This is a genomic window from Microbacterium sp. SORGH_AS_1204 (assembly GCF_030818935.1).
Lineage (GTDB): Bacteria > Actinomycetota > Actinomycetes > Actinomycetales > Microbacteriaceae > Microbacterium.
Map to the genome: position 1 here is coordinate 442226 of NZ_JAUTBD010000001.1, position 23434 is coordinate 465659.

At 70.1% G+C, this 23434-nt stretch carries 19 protein-coding genes; 10 read left to right on the forward strand and 9 right to left on the reverse strand.

Annotated elements, in window-relative coordinates; genetic code table 11:
* The first annotated feature begins 78 nt into the window (after window positions 1–78).
* From tatA to QE410_RS01980, 3 genes are all read left to right on the forward strand, one after another.
* Window positions 79–315, forward strand: a complete 237-nt coding sequence (gene tatA / locus QE410_RS01970) for a Sec-independent protein translocase subunit TatA (RefSeq protein WP_307327199.1) — start codon at window positions 79–81, stop codon at window positions 313–315.
* 49 nt (window positions 316–364) lie between these two features.
* On the forward strand, window positions 365–841 hold the full coding sequence (locus QE410_RS01975; protein WP_307327201.1) for a twin-arginine translocase TatA/TatE family subunit: 477 nt from the start codon (window positions 365–367) through the stop codon (window positions 839–841).
* 64 nt (window positions 842–905) lie between these two features.
* Window positions 906–2507, forward strand: coding sequence for a DUF2079 domain-containing protein (locus QE410_RS01980; protein ID WP_307327204.1), 1602 nt, complete (start codon window positions 906–908; stop codon window positions 2505–2507).
* An 18-nt stretch (window positions 2508–2525) separates the two neighbouring features.
* Here QE410_RS01980 and QE410_RS01985 read toward each other — a convergent pair whose 3' ends face one another.
* Entirely contained in the window at window positions 2526–3422 is an 897-nt protein-coding gene (locus tag QE410_RS01985) for a LysR family transcriptional regulator (RefSeq protein ID WP_307327206.1), read from the reverse strand.
* A 71-nt stretch (window positions 3423–3493) separates the two neighbouring features.
* Here QE410_RS01985 and QE410_RS01990 point away from each other — a divergent pair, with 71 nt between their 5' ends.
* From QE410_RS01990 to QE410_RS02000, 3 genes are all read left to right on the forward strand, one after another.
* Window positions 3494–4441 (forward strand): DMT family transporter, encoded by a 948-nt coding sequence (locus tag QE410_RS01990; protein WP_307327209.1) that lies wholly within the window; start codon window positions 3494–3496, stop codon window positions 4439–4441.
* A 261-nt stretch (window positions 4442–4702) separates the two neighbouring features.
* Complete coding sequence (locus tag QE410_RS01995; RefSeq protein WP_307327210.1) at window positions 4703–5752, forward strand: biotin/lipoate A/B protein ligase family protein; 1050 nt, start codon at window positions 4703–4705, stop codon at window positions 5750–5752.
* The gene (locus tag QE410_RS02000) at window positions 5731–6708 is read left to right on the forward strand and encodes a site-specific DNA-methyltransferase (RefSeq protein WP_307327212.1); all 978 of its coding nucleotides are present in this window, start codon (window positions 5731–5733) and stop codon (window positions 6706–6708) included. The genes QE410_RS01995 and QE410_RS02000 overlap by 22 nt, the downstream gene beginning before the upstream one ends.
* A 133-nt stretch (window positions 6709–6841) precedes the next feature.
* On the opposite strand, the gene QE410_RS02005 is transcribed toward QE410_RS02000, so the two are convergent.
* Complete coding sequence (locus tag QE410_RS02005) at window positions 6842–7810, reverse strand: hypothetical protein (protein WP_307327214.1); 969 nt, start codon at window positions 7808–7810, stop codon at window positions 6842–6844.
* Between the two features lie 269 nt (window positions 7811–8079).
* On the opposite strand from QE410_RS02005, the gene QE410_RS02010 reads away from it, so the two are divergent.
* Window positions 8080–10668, forward strand: coding sequence for a hypothetical protein (locus QE410_RS02010; protein ID WP_307327217.1), 2589 nt, complete (start codon window positions 8080–8082; stop codon window positions 10666–10668).
* 172 nt (window positions 10669–10840) lie between these two features.
* On the forward strand, window positions 10841–11824 hold the full coding sequence (locus tag QE410_RS02015; protein WP_307327219.1) for an LLM class F420-dependent oxidoreductase: 984 nt from the start codon (window positions 10841–10843) through the stop codon (window positions 11822–11824).
* Between the two features lie 230 nt (window positions 11825–12054).
* Here QE410_RS02015 and galK read toward each other — a convergent pair whose 3' ends face one another.
* Both galK and galT read right to left on the reverse strand, forming a co-directional pair.
* Window positions 12055–13206 carry a galactokinase gene (galK, locus tag QE410_RS02020; protein WP_307327221.1) on the reverse strand — a complete coding sequence of 384 codons (1152 nt, stop codon included), beginning with the start codon at window positions 13204–13206 and terminating at the stop codon, window positions 12055–12057.
* Window positions 13203–14378 (reverse strand): galactose-1-phosphate uridylyltransferase, encoded by a 1176-nt coding sequence (gene galT / locus QE410_RS02025; protein ID WP_307327223.1) that lies wholly within the window; start codon window positions 14376–14378, stop codon window positions 13203–13205. The genes galK and galT overlap by 4 nt, the downstream gene beginning before the upstream one ends.
* Before the next feature lie 49 nt (window positions 14379–14427).
* On the opposite strand from galT, the gene QE410_RS02030 reads away from it, so the two are divergent.
* Window positions 14428–15393 (forward strand): LacI family DNA-binding transcriptional regulator, encoded by a 966-nt coding sequence (locus tag QE410_RS02030; RefSeq protein ID WP_307327225.1) that lies wholly within the window; start codon window positions 14428–14430, stop codon window positions 15391–15393.
* A 104-nt stretch (window positions 15394–15497) separates the two neighbouring features.
* Here QE410_RS02030 and QE410_RS02035 read toward each other — a convergent pair whose 3' ends face one another.
* From QE410_RS02035 to QE410_RS02055, 5 genes are all read right to left on the reverse strand, one after another.
* Window positions 15498–17219, reverse strand: a complete 1722-nt coding sequence (locus QE410_RS02035; RefSeq protein ID WP_307327226.1) for a glycoside hydrolase family 35 protein — start codon at window positions 17217–17219, stop codon at window positions 15498–15500.
* A 13-nt stretch (window positions 17220–17232) separates the two neighbouring features.
* Entirely contained in the window at window positions 17233–18753 is a 1521-nt protein-coding gene (locus QE410_RS02040; protein ID WP_307327228.1) for an alpha-N-arabinofuranosidase, read from the reverse strand.
* Window positions 18754–18821: 68 nt separating this feature from the next.
* Window positions 18822–20177, reverse strand: coding sequence for a sugar ABC transporter substrate-binding protein (locus tag QE410_RS02045; protein WP_307327230.1), 1356 nt, complete (start codon window positions 20175–20177; stop codon window positions 18822–18824).
* Between the two features lie 135 nt (window positions 20178–20312).
* Window positions 20313–21122, reverse strand: a complete 810-nt coding sequence (locus tag QE410_RS02050; RefSeq protein ID WP_285137681.1) for a carbohydrate ABC transporter permease — start codon at window positions 21120–21122, stop codon at window positions 20313–20315.
* Window positions 21123–21244: 122 nt separating this feature from the next.
* A complete protein-coding gene (locus QE410_RS02055) occupies window positions 21245–22168 on the reverse strand; it encodes a carbohydrate ABC transporter permease (protein ID WP_307327232.1) in 924 nt (307 codons plus the stop codon).
* A gap of 173 nt (window positions 22169–22341) precedes the next feature.
* Between QE410_RS02055 and QE410_RS02060 the strand changes: the two genes are divergently transcribed.
* Window positions 22342–23322 carry a LacI family DNA-binding transcriptional regulator gene (locus QE410_RS02060; RefSeq protein ID WP_307327234.1) on the forward strand — a complete coding sequence of 327 codons (981 nt, stop codon included), beginning with the start codon at window positions 22342–22344 and terminating at the stop codon, window positions 23320–23322.
* Window positions 23323–23434 lie beyond the last annotated feature (112 nt).

The following is a 23434-nucleotide window of genomic DNA, read 5'->3' on the forward strand; positions in this document are numbered from 1 at the left end:
GCTAGCATCGCCGACGGTGCGTCCCCCGCGCCGATCCCCGATGGCCGGCAGAGACGCCGGCACGGCCGAGGAGGCCTCATGCTCCATGGACTGACCGGATGGCACCTGCTGATCGTGCTGGCGGTGATCCTGCTGCTCTTCGGTGCGGCCAAGCTCCCCGCCCTCGCCCAGAGCGTCGGCAAGTCGGCGCGCGTGTTCCGCGGTGAGATCAAGGCGATGAAGGACGAGGATGCCGCTGACGCGCAGGCATCGTCCACGCCGTCGACGCAGGCGCGCGTCGACGCCGTCGCCGTCGATCCACCGTCGTCTCGCTGAGCCGGCAGATGCGCCTGCACGACGCCGCGTCGGTGCGGAGAACCCTCCCGTGACCTTCGGTCTGACGATCGAGAAGATGCTGCTCATCGGCCTCATCGCCGTGATGATCATCGGACCCGAACGTCTGCCCGCCGCGGCCGAGTCGCTGCGCCGCACCATCCAACAGGTGCGGCGCATGGCCCGCACTGCGCAGGAGCGGATGCGCGAGGAGCTCGGACCCGAAGTGGCCGACGTCGACTGGCAGCGTCTCGATCCCCGGCAGTACGATCCCCGGCGCATCATCCGGGAAGCGTTGCTCGCCGAGCCGGATGCCGCCCCGTCCGCGACGGCGTCCGCGACCCCGCCCGACGCGACGGCGGCTCCGGATGCCGCCCCGGTGACCGTGTCGGCGGCGTCGCCGTCGATCGCTGCTCGCGTGGTCGCGCCGGCCGCACCGCCGGCGGAGGCGGTCGAATCGATCGCGCCCGCGCCGACCGGTCCGCCGACGCACGCCGCACCGCCGGTCGCGGACGCCTCCTCCCGCTGACACGGTTCTCCCCCGCGGACGCTGGGCAGTCGTCCGAGGGTGGCCGGTAGGCGAAGATGTTCGCATGACTCAGACGTCCGCGCCCGCCACCCCCGGCGACCCGGCCGGCGATCCGACGGAGGCCCCCCGCCGGGCGACCGTTCCCGTCACGGCGTCGACGTTCGTCTCCGGCGTCTGGAATCGTCGCGGCGACTGGGCCGGCCCCGTCGCCGTCTTCGTGATCGTCTTCATCGGCTACGTGCTGTTCGCCGCGCAGCAGTGGGCCCACTTCACCGCCCGCTCGTGGGATCTCGGCATCTTCACGCAGTTGCTCGCGCACTATGCGGCGCTGCAGCCGCCCATCGTCGACATCAAGGGCGACGGATACAACCTGCTCGGCGACCATTTCCACCCGCTGCTGGCGATCCTCGCGCCCGTCTATGCGCTCTTCCCGTCGGCGTTCACGCTCCTCGTCATCCAGGCCGCCTGCTTCGCGTTCTCGGCCGCGGTCTTCACGCGCGCGGCGGTGACCCGCCTGGGGACCGTCGCCGGGGTGGCGCTCGGCTTCGCTTTCGGCTTCGCGTGGGGCCTGCAGTACGCCGCCGACGCGCAGTTCCATGAGATCGCGTTGGCCGTCCCCCTGCTCACCCTCAGCCTGATCGCCGTGCTCGACCGCCGCTGGGCGGCGGCGACATCGTGGGGAGCGCCACTCGTCTTCGTCAAAGAAGACCTCGGTCTGACGGTGGTCATGCTCGGACTCGTCATCGCGCTGCTGGCCTGGCGGGAGCGCCCGGGGCATTCCGAGCAGGTCGTCGCCGCGACCGCGCCGCGCAGCCCTTCCGGCGCGCACGCGAACCCGCCGCACGGGGACGCCGCGCCGGCACGGGCGGTGCTGCAGGGCCTCGGACGCCTCTCGGGCGTGAGCCTCGGCGCGGGCCTGGCGGTGTGGGGGGTGGTGTGGTTCGTCATCGCGACGATGATCGTGCTGCCGGCGCTCAACCCCGGCGGCGAGTGGGCCTACGCCGACAAGGCCGATCCGCTGAGCGTCCTGACCGACACCGCGATCCTCTTCAATCCGGCCAAGGGCGAGACCATCGCGCTCCTGCTCGCCTCGTCCGCGGTCCTCGTGCTGCGCTCGCCGCTGGCGCTGCTGCTGCTGCCGACACTGGCCTGGCGCTTCCTCTCGACGAACAGCGGGTACTGGGCGCCGACGTGGCACTACAGCGCCGTGCTCATCCCGATCGTCCTCGTCGCGCTTCTGGATGCCATCGAGCGGGGTCGCGAATCGCGCTGGATGCGGATGCGGGCCTATGTGCGCCACGCACCGGCCATCGCGGTGACGGCGGCGATCGTGCTGCTGCCCGGTCTGCCGCTGTTCTCGCTCGTCACGGCTGAGAGCTGGGAGCCGTCGCCGCGCGCGTCGAGCGCCCAGGCGGCGATCGCCGCGGTGCCCGCGGGAGCGAGCGTGGTCAGCGACATCGGACTCATGAACTACCTCGTCAGCGATCACGACGTCTACTGGATCGGCAACGCCAATCCCGAGCCCGACTGCATCGTCATTGACACCGTCGCCGGGGGGACGCCCGGCGAGTGGGGCAGCGTCATCGACGTCGGGCAGCGGTTGTTCCCGGGGGTCGGCTACGCCGCCGTCTTCGACCGCGACGGGTATCAGGTCGCCTGCCGGTGACGCGCCCGGCGGGCCTGATCAGCCTTCCACCGCCGCCACCGTGCGGAGCGTCCGCAGCACGCGGCGCACCGCGGCGTACGCCAGGGTGTCCGGTCGCGCGAGAACGTCGACGTGGCGCACGAGGTCGACGTCGGCCAGGGGACGCAGCACGACGCCGTCGGCGGCGAGCGAGGTCGTGGTCGTCCTCGGCATGACGGCCACCGCGCCGCCCGCTCGCACCACCTCCGCCGTCACCGAGAACTCGTTGATGCGGTGCGCGATGCGCAGGGGCCTGCCGACGCGGGCCGCGAGGTGGTCGAGCACGCCGGCCAGGGGGAAGCCCTCGTGCACCGACACCCACGACGCGTCGGCGAGGTCGGCGGCATGCACGCGGGACCGGGATGCCAGGGGGTGAGCCGCGGGGAGGGCGATGTCGAGGGGCTCCTCGAGCAGCGGCGTGGCGACGACGCGATCGCTAGGCCACGGGGCATCGTGCGCCAGGCGATGGGCGATGACGAGGTCGTGATCGGCGGTGAGCCCGGGAAAATCGCGGTGGGCGACGTCGGCGTCGGTCAGGTGCAGGGGTGGGGTGCCGTCGAGGGCGCGCAACAGCGGACCGAACAGCGTGAGTCCGGCACTGTGGAACGCCGACACGCGCACGGGTCGATCGTCGCTCTCGAGGAACGCCCCCACCGCCTCCCGCGCGGCGGTGAGTGCTTCGTCGACGCGCATCCCCGCCGCGGCCAATGCTTCACCGGCCGGGGTCAGGGCGAGGGTGCGACCACGGCGCATGGTGAGGGGCACGGGTACGCGCGCCTGTAGCGACGCGAGCTGCTGCGACACCGCGGATGCCGAGACGTGCAGGGCCGCGGCGACGGCGGCGACGCTGCCGCGGTCGCCGAGTTCTCGCAGCAGGCGGAGGTGGGCGGCATCCATAAGTCTGAACTTACGGGACGGCGAAGGAAGATGTCATTGTTCTTTCGTCTCGCGGGAGAGACGGTAGGGAGATGGCTCGTCGCACCCCCGAGATCGTCGTCGACCTGCTGCTCATCGCCGTGGCCGCGGTATGGGGCGCGAGCTTCCTCGCGGCGAAAGAACTGACCGGCGAGGTGGGCGTCGCCCCCGCCGTGGCGCTGCGTTTCGTCATCGCCGCGGCGGCGCTCGGGATCGTGTGCCTCATCCGGCGCGAACGGATGCCGCGCGGCCGGGGCCTCGCGATCGCGGCGCTGCTCGGCTGCTCGCAGGCGGCCGTCATCGGTCTCGAGACCGCGGGGGTGCACCTCACGACGGCGACCAACGCGGGCCTGTTGATCAGTCTCGCCCTCGTCTTCACCCCGGTGCTGGAGAGCATCGCCGCGCGGGCGTGGCTGCCGCGGACGTATTTCGTCGCCGCCGTCGCGGCGGTGGTCGGTGTCGCCCTGCTCGTCTCGGACGGCGGGCTTCGCACCCCGACCGTCGGCGACGCCCTCGTCATCGCCGCCGCGGCGGTGCGCGCCGTGCACGTCACCGCCAGTGCGCGCCTCACCCGCGGGCGGCAGGAGAGCACGCTCGCCGTCGTGCTGGTGCAACTCGTCGTGTGCGCGGTGACGTCGTCGGCGGTCGCCGGCGCCGACCTGCCCGCGGCGGCGGGTCGACTCACGGCATCCGGGTGGGCGAATCTGCTGTTCCTCGGACTGCTGTGCTCGGTCTTCGCCTTCGTCGTGCAGTTGTGGGCGGTGCGGCGCACATCGGCGACGCGGGCGAGCATCCTCATGGGAACCGAGCCGGTCTGGGCGCTCGCCGTGGGTGTGGCGATCGGCGGCGAGGCGGTCGGGCTGCCCGGCCTCGCGGGCGCCGTCCTCATCGTCGCCGCGTCGTATGCCGGTCAGGCCATCGAGCGTCGCCACCGCCGCGGGCGCGCCTCGGTGCCGGCGCCGTCCGCGCCGGTCACCATGGCCGAGCCGTTGCGGCGCTGACGTCTGGGCGGCGCCCTACGCGCGAAGATCGTCAGGCGGATGCCGTCTCGCGGCGCCGCGGGCGCCCCGCGGTTCCGCCGCGGCGGCCGTGCCGGCTCCGCCGCGCGCGCCCCGCGGTCCCGTCGCGGCGGCCGTGCCGGCTCTGCCGCGCGCGCCCCGCGGTCCCATCGTGCCGGCCGTGCCGGTTCCGCCGGCGATCGCCCCGCCGCGCCACCCGTCGACACGGCCACCCCGCTAGGCTGCCCGCCGTAGGCTGGACGCATGCACGGCGAGTACAAGGTCCCGGGGGGCAAGCTGGTCGTCGTCGACCTCGAGGAGCGCGAGGGCCGCATCCACGGCTTCCACCTCGCGGGCGACTTCTTCCTCGAGCCCGACGACGCCCTCGACGACATCGACGCCGCCGTGAACGGCCTGCCGGTCGAATCCGACGTGCCCACGATCGCCGCCGCGATCCGTGGGGCGCTCCCCGAGGGGGCGCAGCTGCTGGGGTTCACTCCCGAGTCGGTGGCGACCGCCGTCCGCCGTGCCCTGGTCACCGCTCCCGGCTGGGCCGACTTCGAGTGGGAGGTCGTCCACGACCGTCCGGTCTCCCCACGGATGAACCTCGCCCTCGACGAGGTGCTCACCACCCGCGTCGGCGCCGGGCTGCGCAAGCCCACCCTGCGCCTGTGGGAATGGAACGAGAGCGCCGTCGTCATCGGATCGTTCCAGTCGCTGCGCAACGAGGTCGACCCTGCGGGAGCGGCGAAGCACGGCTTCGACGTCGTCCGCCGCATCTCGGGCGGGGGAGCGATGCTCATGGCCGCGAACTCGATCGTGACGTACTCGCTGTACGTTCCGGCATCCCTCGTCGCGGGCATGACCTTCGCCGACTCCTACGCCTTCCTCGACGACTGGGTGCTGCAGGCGCTGCGCTCGCTCGGCATCGACGCGGTGTACCAGCCGCTCAACGACATCGCCGGTCCCCACGGCAAGATCGGCGGGGCCGCGCAGAAACGCCTCGCCAACGGCGGGGTGCTGCACCACGCGACCCTCAGCTACGACATGGACGGCCAGGTGCTCACCGAGGTGCTGCGCATCGGTCGCGAGAAGCTCAGCGACAAGGGCACGGTCTCCGCCGCGAAGCGCGTCGACCCCCTGCGCAGCCAGACGGGGCTCCCGCGCGACCAGGTCATCGACCGCTTCATCTCGACCTTCACCACCCTGTACGGCGCGACCGAGGGGCACATCTCCGACGAGGAGTACGCCGAGGCCGAAGCCCTCGTGGCGTCGAAGTTCGCCACCGACGCGTGGCTGCAGCGCGTCCCGTGAGCGTCGAGGTCCTCCCCGACGCCCCCGCCCCCGGCCGCGTCGAGATCCACCACGCCGACAATCTCGTCGTCACCCCGGCCTTCGCCGACGGGTCGTTCGCCCTCGTCTACCTCGATCCGCCGTTCAACACCGGCCGCACCCGTTCGAAGGCCGTCGAGTCGGCGACGTGGACGCCCCCGGTCGAGGAGGGTGAGACCCCGGATGCCGCCGAGCCGGAGGTCGCGGCATCCATCGACGATCCGAACATGCTGACGTTCCCCGAGGAGGAGCCGCCCCCGCCTCCCGTGGTGCAGCGCGGCTTCCACGGACGCGAGTATGCACGCCTGCGCGGCGACCTGCGCACGTACGACGACCGGTTCGACGACTATTGGGGCTTCCTCGAGCCGCGGCTGATCGAAGCATGGCGTCTGCTCGCCGACGACGGCACGCTGTACCTCCACCTCGACTACCGCGAGGTGCACTACGCCAAGGTCATGTGCGACGCCCTGTTCGGCCGCGACAAGTTCCTGAACGAGCTCATCTGGGCGTACGACTACGGCGCGAAGACCAAGCGCCGCTGGCCCACGAAGCACGAGACGATCCTCGTCTACGTGAAGAACCCCGCCCGGTACTTCTTCGACTCGGATGCCGTCGACCGCGAGCCCTACATGGCCCCGGGTCTCGTGACCGCCGAGAAGGCCGCCCGCGGGAAGATGCCGACCGACGTGTGGTGGCACACCATCGTGCCGACCACGGGTCGGGAGAAGACGGGCTACCCGACGCAGAAGCCCGAGGGCGTGCTGCGGCGCATGGTGCAGGCCTCCAGCCGCCCCGGTGATCGCGTGCTCGACATGTTCGCGGGCAGCGGCACGCTCGGCGCCGTCGCCGCGCCCCTCGGCCGGCACAGCGTGCTGATCGACGACAACGCGGATGCCGTCGCGGTGATGCGCAAGCGCCTGGAGCCGTTCGCGGGCTGAGGGTGGGGGCCAGTCGGGCGGGCGGTTCCTTTCGCGCTGATGAGCGGGTGGCCGCTGGTATCGCCGTCGTCTTGAGAGGCGCGTTCGTCGAACCGTGGGTGGTGTCGGGGAGTTCGCTGATACGTGCGGCGCTTCAGTCGTTCTCGAGAACGCTGTCCACGAGAGGCGCCGCGCGCAGGGCGCGCATCATCGCGCGTTCCGACGAGAACCCCGAACGCGCGGCAATCGTCTTGGGGTCGTCAGCGCCGACCCGGAACAGCTCGACCGCGTGGCGCGCCCTCAGTTCACCGAGACGACGGTGCGCCGTGGTGCCTGCCGCGTTGTACGCACGCGCGAGGTAACTGTGCGAGACCCCGAGCATTTCAGGCAGCGCTCCCACGGTGAACTCGGGATCGTGAGCGCGGTCGAACATGACCCGGTCGGCGCGAGACCGGAGGCGTGTTGCCGCAGTCGCGACATTCCCAGGGGTCGTCTCGGGCCTCAGCTCAGACATCACTGCCGAGGCAAGGAACTCCAGGGCCGACTGGAGCAGGGGGAATGAGGACACCTCCACATTGATGTCGTTGCTGAGCAGAGTATTGACGGCGCTTGAGAGGAAGTGCCAACCTCCGACTGCCACGTTCGTGGAATGCACCGCACCGTCCAGCGCCCATTGCGAGGGGCCGTGAAGACGGGCGTGAACCTCGATGCGCGCCGTGGGCCGGTCTGCGCTCAGACGGACACCCGCCGGCCGGAAGATGGCCGAACCGCCAGATGCCAGCCGTGCGGCCGTCGACCCCGCCTTCTTTGCAGCTTCCGCCGACGACTGTCGCGTTTCCTGCTCGGAGACGATCAACAGCTCCCCGGCTGCCTGGAGCACGATCACGGGAATATCAGCATCGCGCGCCACGGGTTCTAAAGCGGCGGGCGTGTGCCAAATACGGCGAACGGTCAGAGACGGTGTCCGGAACTCATCGACGTGGATGCGCATCCCGAGGTTTTCGTCGAGTGGTTGCGTCTCCCACCCGCGGAGACCGAACCAGCGGCTCGCGAGATCCCCGCGCAGGGTCAGCCCGCGGGTCATGGTGGAGAAATTGTTTGGTGCGGCGAGTCGCTCCGACATCGATCCTCCCTACGACGCACAACGTTCCCAACGTTCCGATGACCTCTCCCATCGTTGGCAAATCCTCTGTCGCACAGAGCCTGGGTACCGAACCTTCGCCCGGCGAGTGGGCGGAATTCATCCCCGGTCTCCACAATGTGAACCGGTTGTCGCCGATATTTGAACAGCGAGAGGTTGAGGCCCTCTGATGAGTCGCGAGGCAGTCACACTCGGTACGCCGCGGATCCGGCGGGATCGACGCCGGGCGCCAAGCCTGAGAGAGGACCTCCATGACTGACCACACAGAAGCAGACCGCATCACCCTCGACTCCGATGCCTCCACGGGTGGAGGGATCGGGCGCCGCACCATTCTGACGGGTGCCGCATGGACGATCCCTGCTGTCCTGGTGACGCAAGCGACCCCCGCGTTCGCGGCGTCCGGGCTCGTCCTCTCGTTCTCGCAAGCGAGCTACTCCAGCACTGCCTGCGCGCCTATCACGGGCGTGGTGATCTCGGCGGCGACCAACGGCGCGGCAGCCGCGGGTGCATCGGTGACCGCCCTGCTCTCAGACGGATACACCTTCGCGGGCGGAGGTACCTCCTTCACGGGAACGACGGACTCGTCCGGATCCCTGGCGCTGCCCTCGATCACCGTTCCGGCATCGGCTGTCTCGTCGACGATCACGGCCACGTCCTCAACGGCGCAGGCGACAGCTGCCGTGTCGACGACGGCTGCATCCTCGGCGGTCTATGCGGCCGCGTTCACCGCGACGGGACTCGGCTCGGTGCCGCTTGCGGCGAAGAAGTTGGATGACGGTCGGTATCAGGCGTTCGTGCTGGGTAGCGATGGTCGGGCGTATGGGTGTGTGCGGGCGTCGGATGCTGATGGCGCGGCGTGGGAGTCGTCGTGGGCGGCGACGTCGATGACGGGTGTGAAGCTCATGGCGATGAGCAACTGGGGCCAAGTGACGGTCTTGTCGGATGGGGCGTCGGTGATGACGGCGGGTGGTGTTGCGCTTCCCGCGTTGCCGTCGGGGGTGTCGGTGAAGGCCCTGGATGCGAAGAAGTTGGATGACGGCCGGTATCAGGCGTTCGTGCTGGGTAGCGATGGTCGGGCGTATGGGTGTGTGCGGGCGTCGGATGCTGATGGCGCGGCGTGGGAGTCGTCGTGGGCGGCGACGTCGATGACGGGTGTGAAGCTCATGGCGATGAGCAACTGGGGCCAAGTGACGGTCTTGTCGGATGGGGCGTCGGTGATGACGGCGGGTGGTGTTGCGCTTCCCGCGTTGCCGTCGGGGGTGTCGGTGAAGGCCCTGGATGCGAAGAAGTTGGATGACGGCCGGTATCAGGCGTTCGTGCTGGGTAGCGATGGTCGGGCGTATGGGTGTGTGCGGGCGTCGGATGCTGATGGCGCGGCGTGGGAGTCGTCGTGGGCGGCGACGTCGATGACGGGTGTGAAGCTCATGGCGATGAGCAACTGGGGCCAAGTGACGGTCTTGTCGGATGGGGCGTCGGTGATGACGGCGGGTGGTGTTGCGCTTCCCGCGTTGCCGTCGGGGGTGTCGGTGAAGGCCCTGGATGCGAAGAAGTTGGATGACGGCCGGTATCAGGCGTTCGTGCTGGGTAGCGATGGTCGGGCGTATGGGTGTGTGCGGGCGTCGGATGCTGATGGCGCGGCGTGGGAGTCGTCGTGGGCGGCGACGTCGATGACGGGTGTGAAGCTCATGGCGATGAGCAACTGGGGCCAAGTGACGGTCTTGTCGGATGGGGCGTCGGTGATGACGGCGGGTGGTGTTGCGCTTCCCGCATTGCCCAGTGGTGTAACGCTCATGTCTGCGGGAGCCGACTCGACTGTCGCGTTGCCGGCCCTGGCCACCGGCGTCGCGGCGAACCAGATCGCGGCGAAGAAGTTGGATGACGGTCGGTATCAGGCGTTCGTGCTGGGTAGCGATGGTCGGGCGTATGGGTGTGTGCGGGCGTCGGATGCTGATGGCGCGGCGTGGGAGTCGTCGTGGGCGGCGACGTCGATGACGGGTGTGAAGCTCATGGCGATGAGCAACTGGGGCCAAGTGACGGTCTTGTCGGATGGGGCGTCGGTGATGACGGCGGGTGGTGTTGCGCTTCCCGCGTTGCCGTCGGGGGTGTCGGTGAAGGCCCTGGATGCGAAGAAGTTGGATGACGGCCGGTATCAGGCGTTCGTGCTGGGTAGCGATGGCCGGGCGTATGCGTGCACTCGTGACGCGGTCAACACGACTGTGTGGGAGTCGTCGTGGACGGCGACGTCGATGACGGGTGTGAAGCTCATGGCGATGAGCAACTGGGGCCAAGTGACGGTCTTGTCGGATGGGGCGTCGGTGATGACGGCGGGTGGTGTTGCGCTTCCCGCGTTGCCGTCGGGGGTGTCGGTGAAGGCCCTGGATGCGAAGAAGTTGGATGACGGCCGGTATCAGGCGTTCGTGCTGGGTAGCGATGGTCGGGCGTATGGGTGTGTGCGGGCGTCGGATGCTGATGGCGCGGCGTGGGAGTCGTCGTGGGCGGCGACGTCGATGACGGGTGTGAAGCTCATGGCGATGAGCAACTGGGGCCAAGTGACGGTCTTGTCGGATGGGGCGTCGGTGATGACGGCGGGTGGTGTTGCGCTTCCCGCGTTGCCGTCGGGGGTGTCGGTGAAGGCCCTGGATGCGAAGAAGTTGGATGACGGCCGGTATCAGGCGTTCGTGCTGGGTAGCGATGGTCGGGCGTATGGGTGTGTGCGGGCGTCGGATGCTGATGGCGCGGCGTGGGAGTCGTCGTGGGCGGCGACGTCGATGACGGGTGTGAAGCTCATGGCGATGAGCAATTACGGTCAGGTCACCGTGCTGAGCACGGGGGGCTGCTGAGCGTACCCTCGGGTGGGTGTGGCACGATCCACACCCACCCGAACAGGGCTCCCTCTTCAAGGGGTAGCGCTTCGCCGAACGGCTACGGGCGTCCGCCCGCGCATCGCGCCCTGCACCGACTGCTTCCAGCCCATCCGGCCCCGATGTCGGTCACCGCGCCTAGGGTGAGCGCATGGAATTCGGAATCTTCGTCCCCCAGGGCTGGCGCTTCGACCTCGTCGGCATCGACCCCTCCGAGCACTGGCGCGTCATGAACGCCCTCGCGCAGAGCGCCGACGACGGCCCCTGGGCATCGCTGTGGGTCTATGACCACTTCCACACCACCCCCGTGCCCAGCGCCGAGGCGACGCACGAGGCGTGGACCCTCATGGCCGCCTTCGCCGCGGCGACCGACCGCGTGCGCCTCGGGCAGATGTGCACCTGCATGGGGTACCGCAACCCCGCCTATCTCGCCAAGGTCGCCGCCACCGTCGACGCGATCTCGGGCGGACGGGCCGAGATGGGGATCGGCGGCGGCTGGTACGAGCACGAGTGGAAGGCCTACGGCTACGGCTTCCCGCCCATCGCCGAGCGTCTCGGTCGCCTGAGAGAGGGCGTCGAGATCATGCACCAGGCCTGGACCACCGGTGAGGCGACCCTGTCGGGGAAGTACTACGAGGTCGACGGCGCGATCGTGCAGCCGAAGCCGCTGCAGCCCGGCGGCATCCCGCTGTGGATCGCCGGCGGCGGCGAGAAGGTCACGCTGAAGATCGCGGCGAAGTACGCGTCGTACACCAACTTCGGCGGCTCGGTCGAGGAGTTCGACCACAAGTCGGAGGTGCTGCGAGGGCATTGCGACGCCCTCGGCCGCGACTTCGGCGAGATCACGCGCTCCACGAACTTCAACACGATCGTCGCGGCGACCGAGGCCGAGGCCGACGAGCGTCTGGCCGCGGTCGTGGCCCGACTGCGCCCGCACGTGGGCGACGACCGGGCGGATGCCATCGAGGCCGACTACCGCTCCTCCGTCGGCTTCGGCACCCCGGAGCAGATCGTCGAGCGCCTGCGCGAGCGCGCCGACCACGGGCTCGGCTACGCGATCCACTACTTCCCCGAAGCGGCCTATGACACCTCGGGCATCTCGCTCTTCGAGCGCGAGGTCATCCCGCACCTCTGACCTGCGGCGGCGGAGCGCGCCCTGACGCCTTCGTGGAGCAGGGAGGGTCCACCGCTCAGACGGGCGGCGCCACGCTCGGTTTCGGGATGGGTCTGATGTCCGTATCGCCGCGCCGCGGTCGGGTCGTACCGGGTGGCGTCGAGTGCGCCGTCCTGCCCGCACCCTCTCGTGAGGTCCGGCGTCGCCGGGCGCGTCGTCGGCGTCGCACCCGCCCGGCGAAGGCCACAACGTCACGCGTCGCGGCGCGCACCCTCCGACGGGGTCACCGTGAAGATGTTCGGAGTGCGGAACCCGGATGCCGCGAATGCGGCCAGAACGGCTTCGGTCGCGGCCGGAATGAGGCCGGTCGGAATGAGCGCGATCGCCGCCCCGCCGAAGCCGCCGCCGGTCATCCGCGCGCCCAGCGCACCCGACGCCAGCGTCGTCTCGACGGCCAGGTCGAGCTCGGGAACCGAGATCTCGAAGTCGTCGCGCATCGACGCGTGCGAGGCGACGAGCAGCTCGCCGATCGCGGAGGGGCCGTCGGCGTCGAGGGCGGCCGCCGTGTCGAGCACGCGCTGGTTCTCGGTGACCACGTGGCGAACCCGGCGGAAGGTCACGTCATCCAGGATTTCCTCGGCGCGGGCCAGGTCATCGACCGTGAGGTCGCGCAGCGACGACACGCCGAAGGCGGCGGCCCCCCGCTCGCACGCCTCGCGCCGCTCGCGATACCCACCAGTCGAGTGCGCGTGCTCGACAAGCGTGTCGGTGACGAGGATCGACAGCTCCGCGTCGGCGAAGCCGAGCGGCACCGCGCGGGTCTCGAGCGTGCGGCAGTCGAGGAAGGTCACAGCGTCCGCGACGCCCAGCATCGACGCCATCTGGTCCATGATCCCGGTCGGTGCGCCTACGGCGTCGTTCTCGGCGATCCGGCCCACGCGGGCCAGGGCGACCCTGTCGAGGCCGGCGTCCCACACGTCGTTGAGGGCGGATGCCACGGCACCCTCGATCGCGGCGGACGACGACAGCCCTGCCCCCACCGGGACCTCCGACGCCAGGGCGATGTCGACGCCGCGAGGAGTGGCATCCGGAGCCTCCCGGAGGAGAGCCCAGGCGACTCCGAGCGGGTACCCCGCCCAGTCGAGGCCGCCGGCGGCGATGCGCGCATCGAGCTCGCCGAGCGGCACCTCGACCGCGTCGGGGGAGAACGTCGAGCGCACGCGGATGACGTCGTCGTCGCGCAGCGCGACGGCGGCGGCGGTGCGCTGCGCGATCGCGAAGGGGAACACGAAGCCCTCGTTGTAGTCGGTGTGCTCGCCGATGAGGTTGGCGCGGCCGGGGGCCGACCACACCCCGATCGCGGGAGCGGCGAGAAGGGCGCGGGCGTCGTCGACGGCGGTCATGCCGTCACCTCCGGAACGGTGTCGAGGGCGGCGCGCAGGCGCTCGGCCTGCGACTCGGGGGTCACGTCGCCGATCCAGGCGCCCATGGCGGCCTCGCTTCCGGCGAGGTACTTCAGCTTGTCGGCGGCGCGTCGTGGCGAGGTGATCTGCAGGTTGAGGCGCACGGCCTCCCGAGCGCGGTCGACCGGGGCCTGGTGCCACGCCGCGATGTAGGGCGTGGGGGTGTCGTACAGCGCGTCGATGCCGCGGAGAAGCCGCAGGTAGAACGGGGCGAGCTCGTCGCGCTCGGCGTCGGTGGTCTCGGCGAGGTCGGCGACGTGACGGTGGGGGAGCACATGCACCTCGATGGGCCAGCGGGCGGCGAACGGCACGAACGCGGTCCAGTGCTCGCCGCGCAGCACGACGCGCTCGCCGGCCGACTCGAAGTCGAGAATGCGAGCGAACAGGTCGTTCGAGGTGCGCGAGATCGTGTCGAGCAGGCGGTGCGTACGCGGGGTGACGTAGGGGTACGCGTAGATCTGCCCGTGCGGGTGGGGAAGGGTGACGCCGATCTCCTGCCCGCGGTTCTCGAACGGGAACACCTGACGGATGCCGGGCAGAGCCGACAGGGCCGCCGTGCGGTCGGCCCACGCCTCGATGACGGTGCGCGCGCGGGTGCGCGTGAGCGATCCGAACGAGCCCTCGTGCTGCGGCGAGAAGCACACGACTTCGCAGCGTCCGACCGAGGTGCGGGTGCGACCGAGGCCGAGGTGCTCGAGGTCGTCGTCGCTTCGCGGCGGGTCGACGGCGGCGGGGGCATCGGCGGTCGCGTCATCGAGGCCAGGGCCGAACGACGGCGACTTGTTCTCGAAGACGGCGACGTCGTACAGCGAGGGGATCTCCGACGGATTGGTCGGCGTCTGCGGCGACAGTGGGTCGAGGTGCGCGGGCGGCAGGAACGCGCGGTTCTGGCGATTGGATGCCACGGTGATCCAGTCGCCGGTCAGCACGTCTTGCCGCATCGTCGCGGTCGTCGGACGCGGGTCGAGGGTGCGGGCGTCGACCGAGCGCTCGGCGCCGAGCGTCGTGTGCGGATCGTCGAAGTAGATGAGCTCGCGGCCGTCGGCGAGGCGCGTGGGCCGCTTGACGACACCGGCTCCCAGGGGTTCGGCGGTGAGGCTGTCCGTGTTCACGATAACACGCTAGCGGGCGCCCGTGATATCGTCAACATGAGGAGGGGTGATGCGCGTATCCATGGCTCACGTGGCCGAGCGGGCCGGGGTGTCGGCGCAGACGGTGTCGCGCGTGGCCAACGGCAGTCCGCGGGTCGACCCCGCCACACGCGCCCGCGTCGAGAAGGCGATGGCCGACCTCGGCTACCGCATGCACCGCGCGGCGCGTGCCTTGCGCACCGGCCAGACCTCCACGATCGGCCTCGTCGTGTCGACCCTCGCCTCCGTCGGCAACTCGCGCATGCTGCAGGCGGTCTCCGAAGCGGCCGCCGCGCGCGACTACGCGCTCGCGGTGGTGACGGTGGGGGAGCGCGGCATCCGCGAGGCCTTCGCGCGCCTGCGCTCGCAGGGCGTCGACGGCGCCGTCGTGCTCAACGAAGCCACCGAGCTCGCGCGCGATGTCGAGCCGCCCGCCGACCTGCACGTCGTAGTGGTCGACTCCCCGCCCGATCAGCGCTTCTCGATCGTGCAGACCGACCACGCCGGCGGCGCCCGCGCCGCCACCGAGCATCTCCTCGCGCTCGGCCACGCCACGGTGCACCACCTGGCCGGCCCGGCCGGCTCCTTCGCTGCAGCGGAGCGCGAGCGCGGCTGGCGGGAGGCGCTCGCCGACGCCGGCGTCTCGGCACCCGAGCCCGTCCGGGGCGACTGGACGTCGGCATCCGGACACGCGACCGCGGTGCACCTGTCAGAGGCCACCGCCGTCTTCGTCGCCAACGATCAGATGGCGCTCGGCGCCCTCCGCGCCTTCGCCGACGCCGGTCGGCGCATCCCCGACGACGTCGCCGTGGTCGGGTTCGACGACATCGTGGATGCCGCCGAGTTCCGCCCCCCGCTCACGACGATGCGCCAGGACTTCGACGTCCTCGGCGCCCGGGCGGTGGAGCTGCTCATCGCCGCCATCGAGGGGGGTGCTGCCGTGGTCGAGACGGTACCCGCCCCGCTGATCCTCCGCGCGAGCAGCGTCCCCCGCTGACGAGGAACCGTCCTGCGCCCCTTCGCGTGAGGGGTCAAGAATTGTCGCCGCGACGGGTGCCGGAGCGACAATTCTTGACCCCTCACGCGCCTTGAGCGGGGGACTTACTCCTCGAGCTGACCCAGAGAGGGGGCGGGGACGAAGCGGGCGATCGGGTCGACGGCGTGCTCGAGCTCCAGCACCACGATCTCGTTCGCACCGGCCCGCGTCGCGGGCGCGGGAACGTAGAGCGTGTTCTGGGGCACGTTGTTCCAGTACCGGCCGAGGAAGAACCCGTTGACGAAGGCGAAGCCCTTGCCCCAGCCGGTGGTGTCGAGGAAGAGGTCGATGGGCGCGTCCAGGTCGAACCCGCCCCGTAGCAGCGCGCGGCCGACGGCGTTCTCGCCCGTGCCGACGGCGGATGCCAGGTCGACCGGCGTCGCCGTCCACCCGGTCAGCGGCTCACCGTTGAGGGTCACGGAGCCGATCAGCCCCTTGGCCTCGCCGAGCCGGTCGGCGTAGTTGACGCGGCCCTGGTCTTCGACGAGCACGGTGAGCCGCGCGCCGGAGGGGATCGTCAGCGCCCGCTCGTGCAGAGCCCGCGACAGGCGCCCCACCGGGGTGCCGTCGATGTGCACCCACGCGATGTCACGCACCTCCTCGAAGACCAGAGCGGCCGGACCGCGGAAAGCGGGCAGGTCGACGTCGTAGCGCACGAGCGCGCCGAGGTGCCCGAGGTCCTCGAACGTCGCCGGGGCGTCGGTGGGGTCGGAGGCGGCGGATGCCGGCATCCAGTCGCCCTCGCCCGTGAGGGCGATGTCGAATTCGGGGGCCTCGGGCCGCGACCCGGGCACCTCCGACGGCACGGGCGCGTACTTGGCGATCACCTCGCGGAACGCGTGGAACTTCGCGGTGGGGTGTCCCGACTCGTCGATCGGGGCGTCGTAGTCGTAGGACGTGACGATGGGGTCGTAGCGGCCCTTGTCGTTCGCGCCGTTGGTGGTGCCGAAGTTGGTGCCGCCGTGCACCATGTAGATGTTGACCGACGCCCCGGCCGCCAGCAGCACGTCGAGGTCGTGGGCGGAGGCGGCGGGGTCGGTGGTGTGGTGGATGCTGCCCCACCAGTCGAACCACCCGTCCCAGAACTCGCTGCACATCAGCGGGCCCGTGGGCTGGTGCTCGCGCAGGGTCGCCAGGCGCTCCTCCGACCGCGAGCCGAACGAGCCGGTGAGGTGCAGCTCGGGCAGGCTCCCCGCCTCGAGCATCCACGGCATGGGTTGGTCGACGGTGGTCAGCGGCACGGTGATGCCGGCGTCCTTGGTCACCCGCACGAGCTCGCGGAGGTAGTCCTTGTCGGAGCCGTAGGCGCCGTATTCGTTCTCGATCTGCACGAGCACGACGTTGCCGCCGCGGTCGATCTGCCGCGGGGCCACGATCTCGTACACGCGCCGCAGGTATTCCGACACGGCCTCGACGAACTGCGGCTCGGAACGACGGATGCCGATCCCCGGCGTCGAGGTCAGCCACACCGGCAGGCCGCCGTTGTGCCACTCCGCGCAGATGTACGGGCCGGGGCGCACGATCGCGTGCAGACCCTCGGCGGCGATCAGGTCGAGGAAGCGGCCGAGGTCGTTCCAGCCCGTGGCATCCCATTCGCCTCTCACCGGCTCGTGGGCGTTCCACGCGACGTAGGTCTCGATGGTGTTCAGGCCCATCGCCTTGGCCGTGCGGATGCGATCGGCCCAGTGCTCGGGGTGGATGCGGAAGTAGTGCAGCGTGCCCGAGATGACCTGGTGGGGTCGCCCGTCGAGCAGGAAGTCGGTCTCGCCGATGGTGAAGGTCGTCACGGTGTCTCTCGGGTCAGTCGGTGAGGCGCGCGGTGAGGCGCACCCAGGCGAGGGCGGGGAGGGTGAATCGCAGGATGCCGTCTGAGCCGGTCTCGACCGCCAGCGGTACGGGCGCGACGGGCTCGCCGTCGGCGGAGTTGGTGGTGTGGCGGTCGCCGCCCTCGGGGACGGTGACGACCACGGCCTCGACGTCGGTGACGCTGCCGAGGTCCAGCTCGACGCTCGTCTCGGCCTCGAGCTCGCGGTGCGCGAGGAACACCGACACGGCGTCCCCGTCAACGGTGGCGACCGTGTCGACCGCGTCCACCGCGCCGTGGCGGGCGGTGTCGATGCGCGCGCCCTCCACGTGGGGGAGGACCACGCGCCCGGATGCCGCCTTCGCGGTGAGAGCGAAGGGGTGGAACGTGCTCTGTCGCCACGCCGGTCCGCCGCCGGGCTCGGTGCGGATGGGGGCGATGACGTTCACCAGCTGGGCGAGGTTGGCCATCGACACACGGTCGGAGCGGCGGATGAGGGTGATGAGGAGCGATCCGACGACCACGGCGTCGGTGACGGTGTAATCGTCTTCGATCAGGCGCGGGGCGACGGGCCAGTCGCCGGTGAAGACGCGCGGCTTGTCGACCTCGTTCCACCGGGTCTGGTTCCAGACGTTCCACTCGTCGACGCTGATGCCGACCGTTCCGCCGTCGGGAGTCGTCGCACCGACCTCGTCGATGATGTCGACGACGTCGGCGATGTAGCGGTCGAGGGCGGTGCCGCTGGCCAGGAAGCTGGCGGGGTCTGCGGGATCTTCCTCGTAGTAGGCGTGCACCGAGATGTGGTCGATCAGACCGGCGGTGTGGCGCAGCACCGTGCGCTCCCACTCGCCGAAGGTGGGCATCTCATGGTTCGAGCTGCCCGCGGCGACGAGCTCGACGTCCGGGTCGATGAAGCGCATCATGCGCGCGGTCTCCGCGGCGAGGCGCCCGTACTCATCGGCGGTCTTGTGGCCGATCTGCCACGGACCGTCCATCTCGTTGCCGAGGCACCACAGCCGGATGCCGAACGGCTCGTCGCGGCCGTTCGCCCGGCGGCGGTCGCTGAGCGCCGTGCCGCCGGGGTGGTTGGCGTATTCGAGCAGGTCGGCGGCCTCGGCGACACCGCGCGTGCCGAGGTTGACCGCCTCCATGACCTCGAAGCCCGCGGCATCCGCCCAGTCGGCGAATTCGTGCAGCCCCACCTGGTTGGTCTCGGTGCTGTGCCACGCGGCATCCAGGCGCACCGGCCGCTCCTCGCGGGGGCCCACGCCGTCTTCCCAGCGGTAGCCCGAGACGAAGTTGCCGCCGGGATAGCGCACCACCGTCGCACCCAGGTCGCGAACGAGCTCGAGCACGTCGGCGCGGAAACCGGCGGCGTCGGCGCTCGGGTGACCGGGGGAATGGATGCCGTCGTACACGCAGCGGCCCATGTGCTCGACGAACGAGCCGAACAGGCGACGCGGCACCTCGGCACCGACGGCTTCGCGGTCGACGGTGATGCGGGTGGGGGTGGTCATTGCTCTCCTGGCGGGGAAACGGGTGGGGCGGGTCGCATGCGGTGCACGCGACCCGCCCCGGGAACTGCTTACTTGTTGACCGAGAAGCCCTGGTCGTTGCCGTACGTGACCAGCTGCTCCTGCCAGGCCTTCAGGCCCTCGTTCAGGTCGCCCTTGGTGGAGTACGCCTGGCCCACGGTGTCGCCGTAGATGCTGTTGGCGTAGACCTGGAAGGGCAGGTAGCTGAAGCCCTCGACGACGTCGCTCGACGCCTGCGTCAGCACCTGGTTGATCTGCTGGCCGCCGAAGTACTCCGACTCCTTGTCGACGAAGGCGGGGTCGCTCAGCTGGGCGGTGGTGGAGGGGAAGCCGCCCGACTCGGCGAAGATCTGCAGGCTCTCCTCGTCGTTGTTCAGCCACTTGAGGAAGCCGGCCGCGAGCGCGGGGTTCTTGCTCTGCTTGGTCACGGCCTGGCCGCCGCCGCCGTTCTCCGCCGTCGCGGGCTTGCCGTCGTAGGTGGGGATGGGGGCCACGGCCCACTTGCCCGCACCGTCTTCGACCGAGCTCTCGAGCACGCCGGGCATCCAGGCGCCGATGACGAGCGAGGCGATCGAGCCGTCACCGAGGCCCTTGAACCACTCGTCGCTCCAGCTGGGAGTGCTCGAGAGCAGGTCGCCCTCGATGAGACGGTTCCAGTTCTCGGCGAACTTCTTCGAGCCCGCGTCCTGCAGGTCGATGGTGACGTTGGTGCCATCGGCGGTGAACGGAGTGCCGCCGGCCTGCCAGATCATGCTGGTGGTGAAGCCGGAGTCGCCGGTGTCGGCGGTGATGTACTTGGTCGGGTCGGCGGCATGCAGCTTCTGTGCGGCGGCGTAGTACTCGTCCCAGGTGGTGGGCACGGCGATGCCGTACTGGTCGAAGACGCTCTTGTTGTAGAACAGGGCCATGGGGCCGGAGTCCTGCGGCAGGCCGTAGATCTTGCCGTCGAAGTCGACCGCGCCCCACGGGCCCGGGGCGTAGGCGCTCTCGAGGTCGCCGAAGCCGTACGACGACAGGTCGAGCAGCGAGTCCGACAGCGCGAACTGCGGGAAGGCGTAGTACTCGATCTGCACGACGTCGGGGGCGCCGGACCCCGCCTTGATGGCGTTCTGGAGCTTGGTGTACTCCTCGGTGTTCGTGCCGGCGTTGACCAGGTTGACCTTCACGTTCGGATACTTCTCCTGGAACGCGGCGACCTGGGCCTCGGCCGAGGGGGTCCACGACCAGTACGTGATCTCGCCACCGGCCTCGAGGGCCTTCTCGATGTCGTCGGCCGAGCCGCCGGCGGCGGCGCCGCCGCCGGTGTTGCCGCCGGAGCACGCGGTCAGCGCGCCGACCGACAGGGCGGCGGCGGCGACGGCGAAGACGGTCCGCCGCACGGCGGTGCCCTTGCGCATGAATGTCATCGGGTTCCTCTACTTCGTTGTTGTGGATGCCGGGGCGGGGCGCTCCGGTGAGGGTGGGTTGTGAAGACCGGGGCAGGACGCTCCGGGTATTCGGGTGGTGGGGCTGACGCCCCGATCAGGGGGAAGTGCGGGTGGTCACTGCTTCACGCTGCCCGCGCTCAGGCCGGACTGCCAGAAGCGCTGCAGCACGAGGAACGCGGCGACGATCGGGATGATCGACAGCAGCGAACCGGTGATCACGAGGTTGTAGATGGGCTGGGCGCCGACGCCGACGGCCTGGGCGTTCCACTGATTGAGACCGACGGTCAGGGGGTACCACTCGGGGTTGCTGAGCATGATCAGCGGCAGGAAGTAGTTGTTCCACGTCGCCACGACCGCGAACAGCAGCACCGTGACGATGCCGGGTGTGAGCAGGCGGATCGAGATCGTGAAGAAGGTGCGGAACTCGCCCGCGCCGTCCATGCGGGCGGCCTCGAGCAGCTCGGTCGGGATGGCGTCGGTGGCGTAGACCCACACGAGGTACAGACCGAACGGGCTGATGAGCGAGGGGATGATGATCGCCCACGGGGTGTTCGTCAGACCCAGCTGGCTGAACAGCAGGAAGGTCGGCACGGCGAGGGCGGTGCCCGGCACGGCGATGGCGCCGAGGATCACGGCGAACACCGCCTTGCGGCCGCGGAAGTTGTACTTCGCCAGGCCGTACCCCGCGAGGGTGGCGAGGAAGGTCGCACCGCCGGCGCCGACCACCACGTAGAGCAGGGTGTTGCCGAGCCAACGCAGGAAGATGCCGTCGCGGTAGGTGAAGGTCTGCACGATGTTGTCGCCGAGGGCGAAGCTGTCGCCGAACCACAGGCCGAACGACGAGAACAGGTCGGGCTGCGTCTTGGTGGCGTTGATGAGCAGCCACGCCAGCGGCAGCAGCGTGTACACGAGGTACAGGCTCATGACGATGGTCAGCACGACCGAACGGCGGGTGTGCGTGGGTGACGTGCGCGCGAACGAACGGCGCGAGCGCGAACGGTCGGTGGTCACCGCGACGGTGTCGGTGCGGGGTGCGGTCGCGGTGGTCATCGCGCCTCCTGACGTGAGCCGCGCAGCTGCACGACGTAAGCGATGATCGCGGTGATCAGGCCCATGATGATGGCGATCGTCGCGGCGTAGTTGTACTGCTGACCCGCGAACGACAGGTTGTAGGCGTACATGTTCGGCGTGTAGAACGTCGAGATCGTGTTCGGGGCCAGGGGCTTGAGGATGTTCGGCTCGTTGAAGAGCTGGAAGCTGCCGATGATCGAGAAGATTGTGGCGATCACGACGGCGCCGCGCACGGCCGGGATCTTGATCGAGAAGATGGTGCGCCATGCGCCGGCTCCGTCGATGGATGCCGCCTCGTACAGCTCGCCGGGGATGGTCTTCAGTGACGAGTAGAAGATCAGCATGTTGTAGCCGACGAACTGCCACGTGACGATGTTGCCGATCGACAGCAGCATCCACTGCGGGATGAACGGCTGGAGCACGTCGGAGCCGAGCAGCTGGTTGACGTTGCCGGCCAGGCCGAACTGGTCGCCGTAGATGTAGCCCCACATCAGCACCGCCACGACCGCGGGCACGGCGTAGGGGAGGAAGATCACGATGCGGTAGAAGCTCGAGGCGTGGAGCCGTGCGCTGTCGATGGCGAGGGCCGCGCCGAGGGCCAGGATCAGCATGATCGGCACCTGAACCACGAGGAAGACCGAGACGCGGATGAGTCCGTCCCAGAACTTCTCGTCGCCGAAGGCGGCGACGTAATTGTCGAGGCCGACGAACGCGTTGCCGCCGATGAGCTGCTCGCGGAACAGGCTGAGGTAGATCGAGTACACCAGCGGCGCGAGGAAGACGAGCGCGAACACGATCGCGAAGGGGGCGACGAACAGCCAGCCGCGGTCGTCGATGCGTGCGCGTCGCTTGCGCCGCGGGGTGCGCAGGGCGGGCGGGGGTGCCGCGGTGGTCGTCATCGTCCAGTGCCTCTTCATTGGTGCGCATCCGGTCCGGGTGGCCGAGATGTTGACGTAAACATAACCCGCCTCCGCTAGGGTGTCAACGTCAACACCGAGGGGGCATCCATGAGCGAGAGACGACGACGGCGTCGCCCGCGATCCCGACGCGAAAGCGTCGACGCGAGGTGTCGATGGCAGACGTCGCTGCGGCGGCCGGAGTGTCGGGCCAGACCGTATCGCGGGTCGCCAACGGACGCAGCAATGTCGACCCCGACACGCGCGCCCGCGTGCTCGACGCGATGGCGCACCTCGGCTATCGGCCCAACAGCGCCGCCCGTGCCCTGCGGTCGGGGCGCTTCCGCAGCATCGGCGTGATCATGTTCTCGCTCGGGTCGTACGGCAACACGCGCACGCTCGACGCATTGGCGTCGATGGCCGCGGCATCCGGGTACTCCATCACCCTCATCACGGTGCAGTCGGCGTCGCAGTCCGACGTCTCGGGTGCGTTCATGCGCCTGCGCGAACACGCGGTCGACGGCATCGTCATCCTCATCGAGACGCACCGTCTCGGCGAGAACGAGCTCGCCATCCCGTCGGGCCTGCCCGTCGTCGTGGTCGACTCGAGTGCCGACTACCCCTATGCCGTCGTCGACAACGATCAGGCGCAGGGCGCACGGCTCGCGACCGAGCACCTGCTCGACCTCGGTCACGACACGGTGTGGCACGTCTCGGGGCCTCCGGAATCCTTCGCCGCGGAGCGCCGCCGCAACGCCTGGCGAACGGCCCTCGAAGACCGCGGATGCCGCGCGCCCGAGGTGCAGATCGGCGACTGGACGGCTGGCTCCGGCCACCGCATCGGGGCGGCGCTCGCGGTGCGTCCCGAGGTCACCGCGGTGTTCGCGGCGAACGACCAGATGGCCCTCGGCGTGATCCGCGCTCTTCACGAAGCCGGGCGGAGCGTCCCCGGTGAGGTGAGCGTGGTCGGCTTCGACGACATGCCCGAAGCGGCCAATTTCTGGCCCCCGCTGACCACGGTCCGCCAGCGCTTCGAGCGCGTGGGCGCGGAGGCGATGAAGGCCCTCATCGCCGACATCGAGGGCACCGGCGATGCCCATGAGCGCACGCTCGTTCCGACCTCGCTCGTGGTGCGCGCCAGCTCCGGCCCGCGCTGAGCCGGGCGACCGCGCGCCCGTCCGCCTCGCCGCCGACGAGCCTGGGGTTCTTGTGTGCGCTAACACCGTCGTCTAAGCTCGTGAGGGCGTCCATGTTGACGTAAACATCCCC

Excerpts from the sequence above, each read along its gene's own strand:
- tatA (WP_307327199.1), top strand. The coding sequence starts at position 79 with ATGCTCCATGGACTGACCGGATGGCACCTGCTGATCGTGCTGGCGGTG.
- QE410_RS01980 (WP_307327204.1), top strand. The coding sequence starts at position 906 with ATGACTCAGACGTCCGCGCCCGCCACCCCCGGCGACCCGGCCGGCGAT.
- QE410_RS01985 (WP_307327206.1), bottom strand. The coding sequence starts at position 3,422 with ATGGATGCCGCCCACCTCCGCCTGCTGCGAGAACTCGGCGACCGCGGC.
- QE410_RS01990 (WP_307327209.1), top strand. The coding sequence starts at position 3,494 with ATGGCTCGTCGCACCCCCGAGATCGTCGTCGACCTGCTGCTCATCGCC.
- QE410_RS01995 (WP_307327210.1), top strand. The coding sequence starts at position 4,703 with ATGCACGGCGAGTACAAGGTCCCGGGGGGCAAGCTGGTCGTCGTCGAC.
- QE410_RS02005 (WP_307327214.1), bottom strand. The coding sequence starts at position 7,810 with ATGTCGGAGCGACTCGCCGCACCAAACAATTTCTCCACCATGACCCGC.
- QE410_RS02010 (WP_307327217.1), top strand. The coding sequence starts at position 8,080 with ATGACTGACCACACAGAAGCAGACCGCATCACCCTCGACTCCGATGCC.
- QE410_RS02015 (WP_307327219.1), top strand. The coding sequence starts at position 10,841 with ATGGAATTCGGAATCTTCGTCCCCCAGGGCTGGCGCTTCGACCTCGTC.
- galK (WP_307327221.1), bottom strand. The coding sequence starts at position 13,206 with ATGACCGCCGTCGACGACGCCCGCGCCCTTCTCGCCGCTCCCGCGATC.
- QE410_RS02030 (WP_307327225.1), top strand. The coding sequence starts at position 14,428 with ATGCGCGTATCCATGGCTCACGTGGCCGAGCGGGCCGGGGTGTCGGCG.
- QE410_RS02040 (WP_307327228.1), bottom strand. The coding sequence starts at position 18,753 with ATGACCACCCCCACCCGCATCACCGTCGACCGCGAAGCCGTCGGTGCC.
- QE410_RS02045 (WP_307327230.1), bottom strand. The coding sequence starts at position 20,177 with ATGACATTCATGCGCAAGGGCACCGCCGTGCGGCGGACCGTCTTCGCC.
- QE410_RS02050 (WP_285137681.1), bottom strand. The coding sequence starts at position 21,122 with ATGAGCCTGTACCTCGTGTACACGCTGCTGCCGCTGGCGTGGCTGCTC.
- QE410_RS02055 (WP_307327232.1), bottom strand. The coding sequence starts at position 22,168 with ATGACGACCACCGCGGCACCCCCGCCCGCCCTGCGCACCCCGCGGCGC.
- QE410_RS02060 (WP_307327234.1), top strand. The coding sequence starts at position 22,342 with ATGGCAGACGTCGCTGCGGCGGCCGGAGTGTCGGGCCAGACCGTATCG.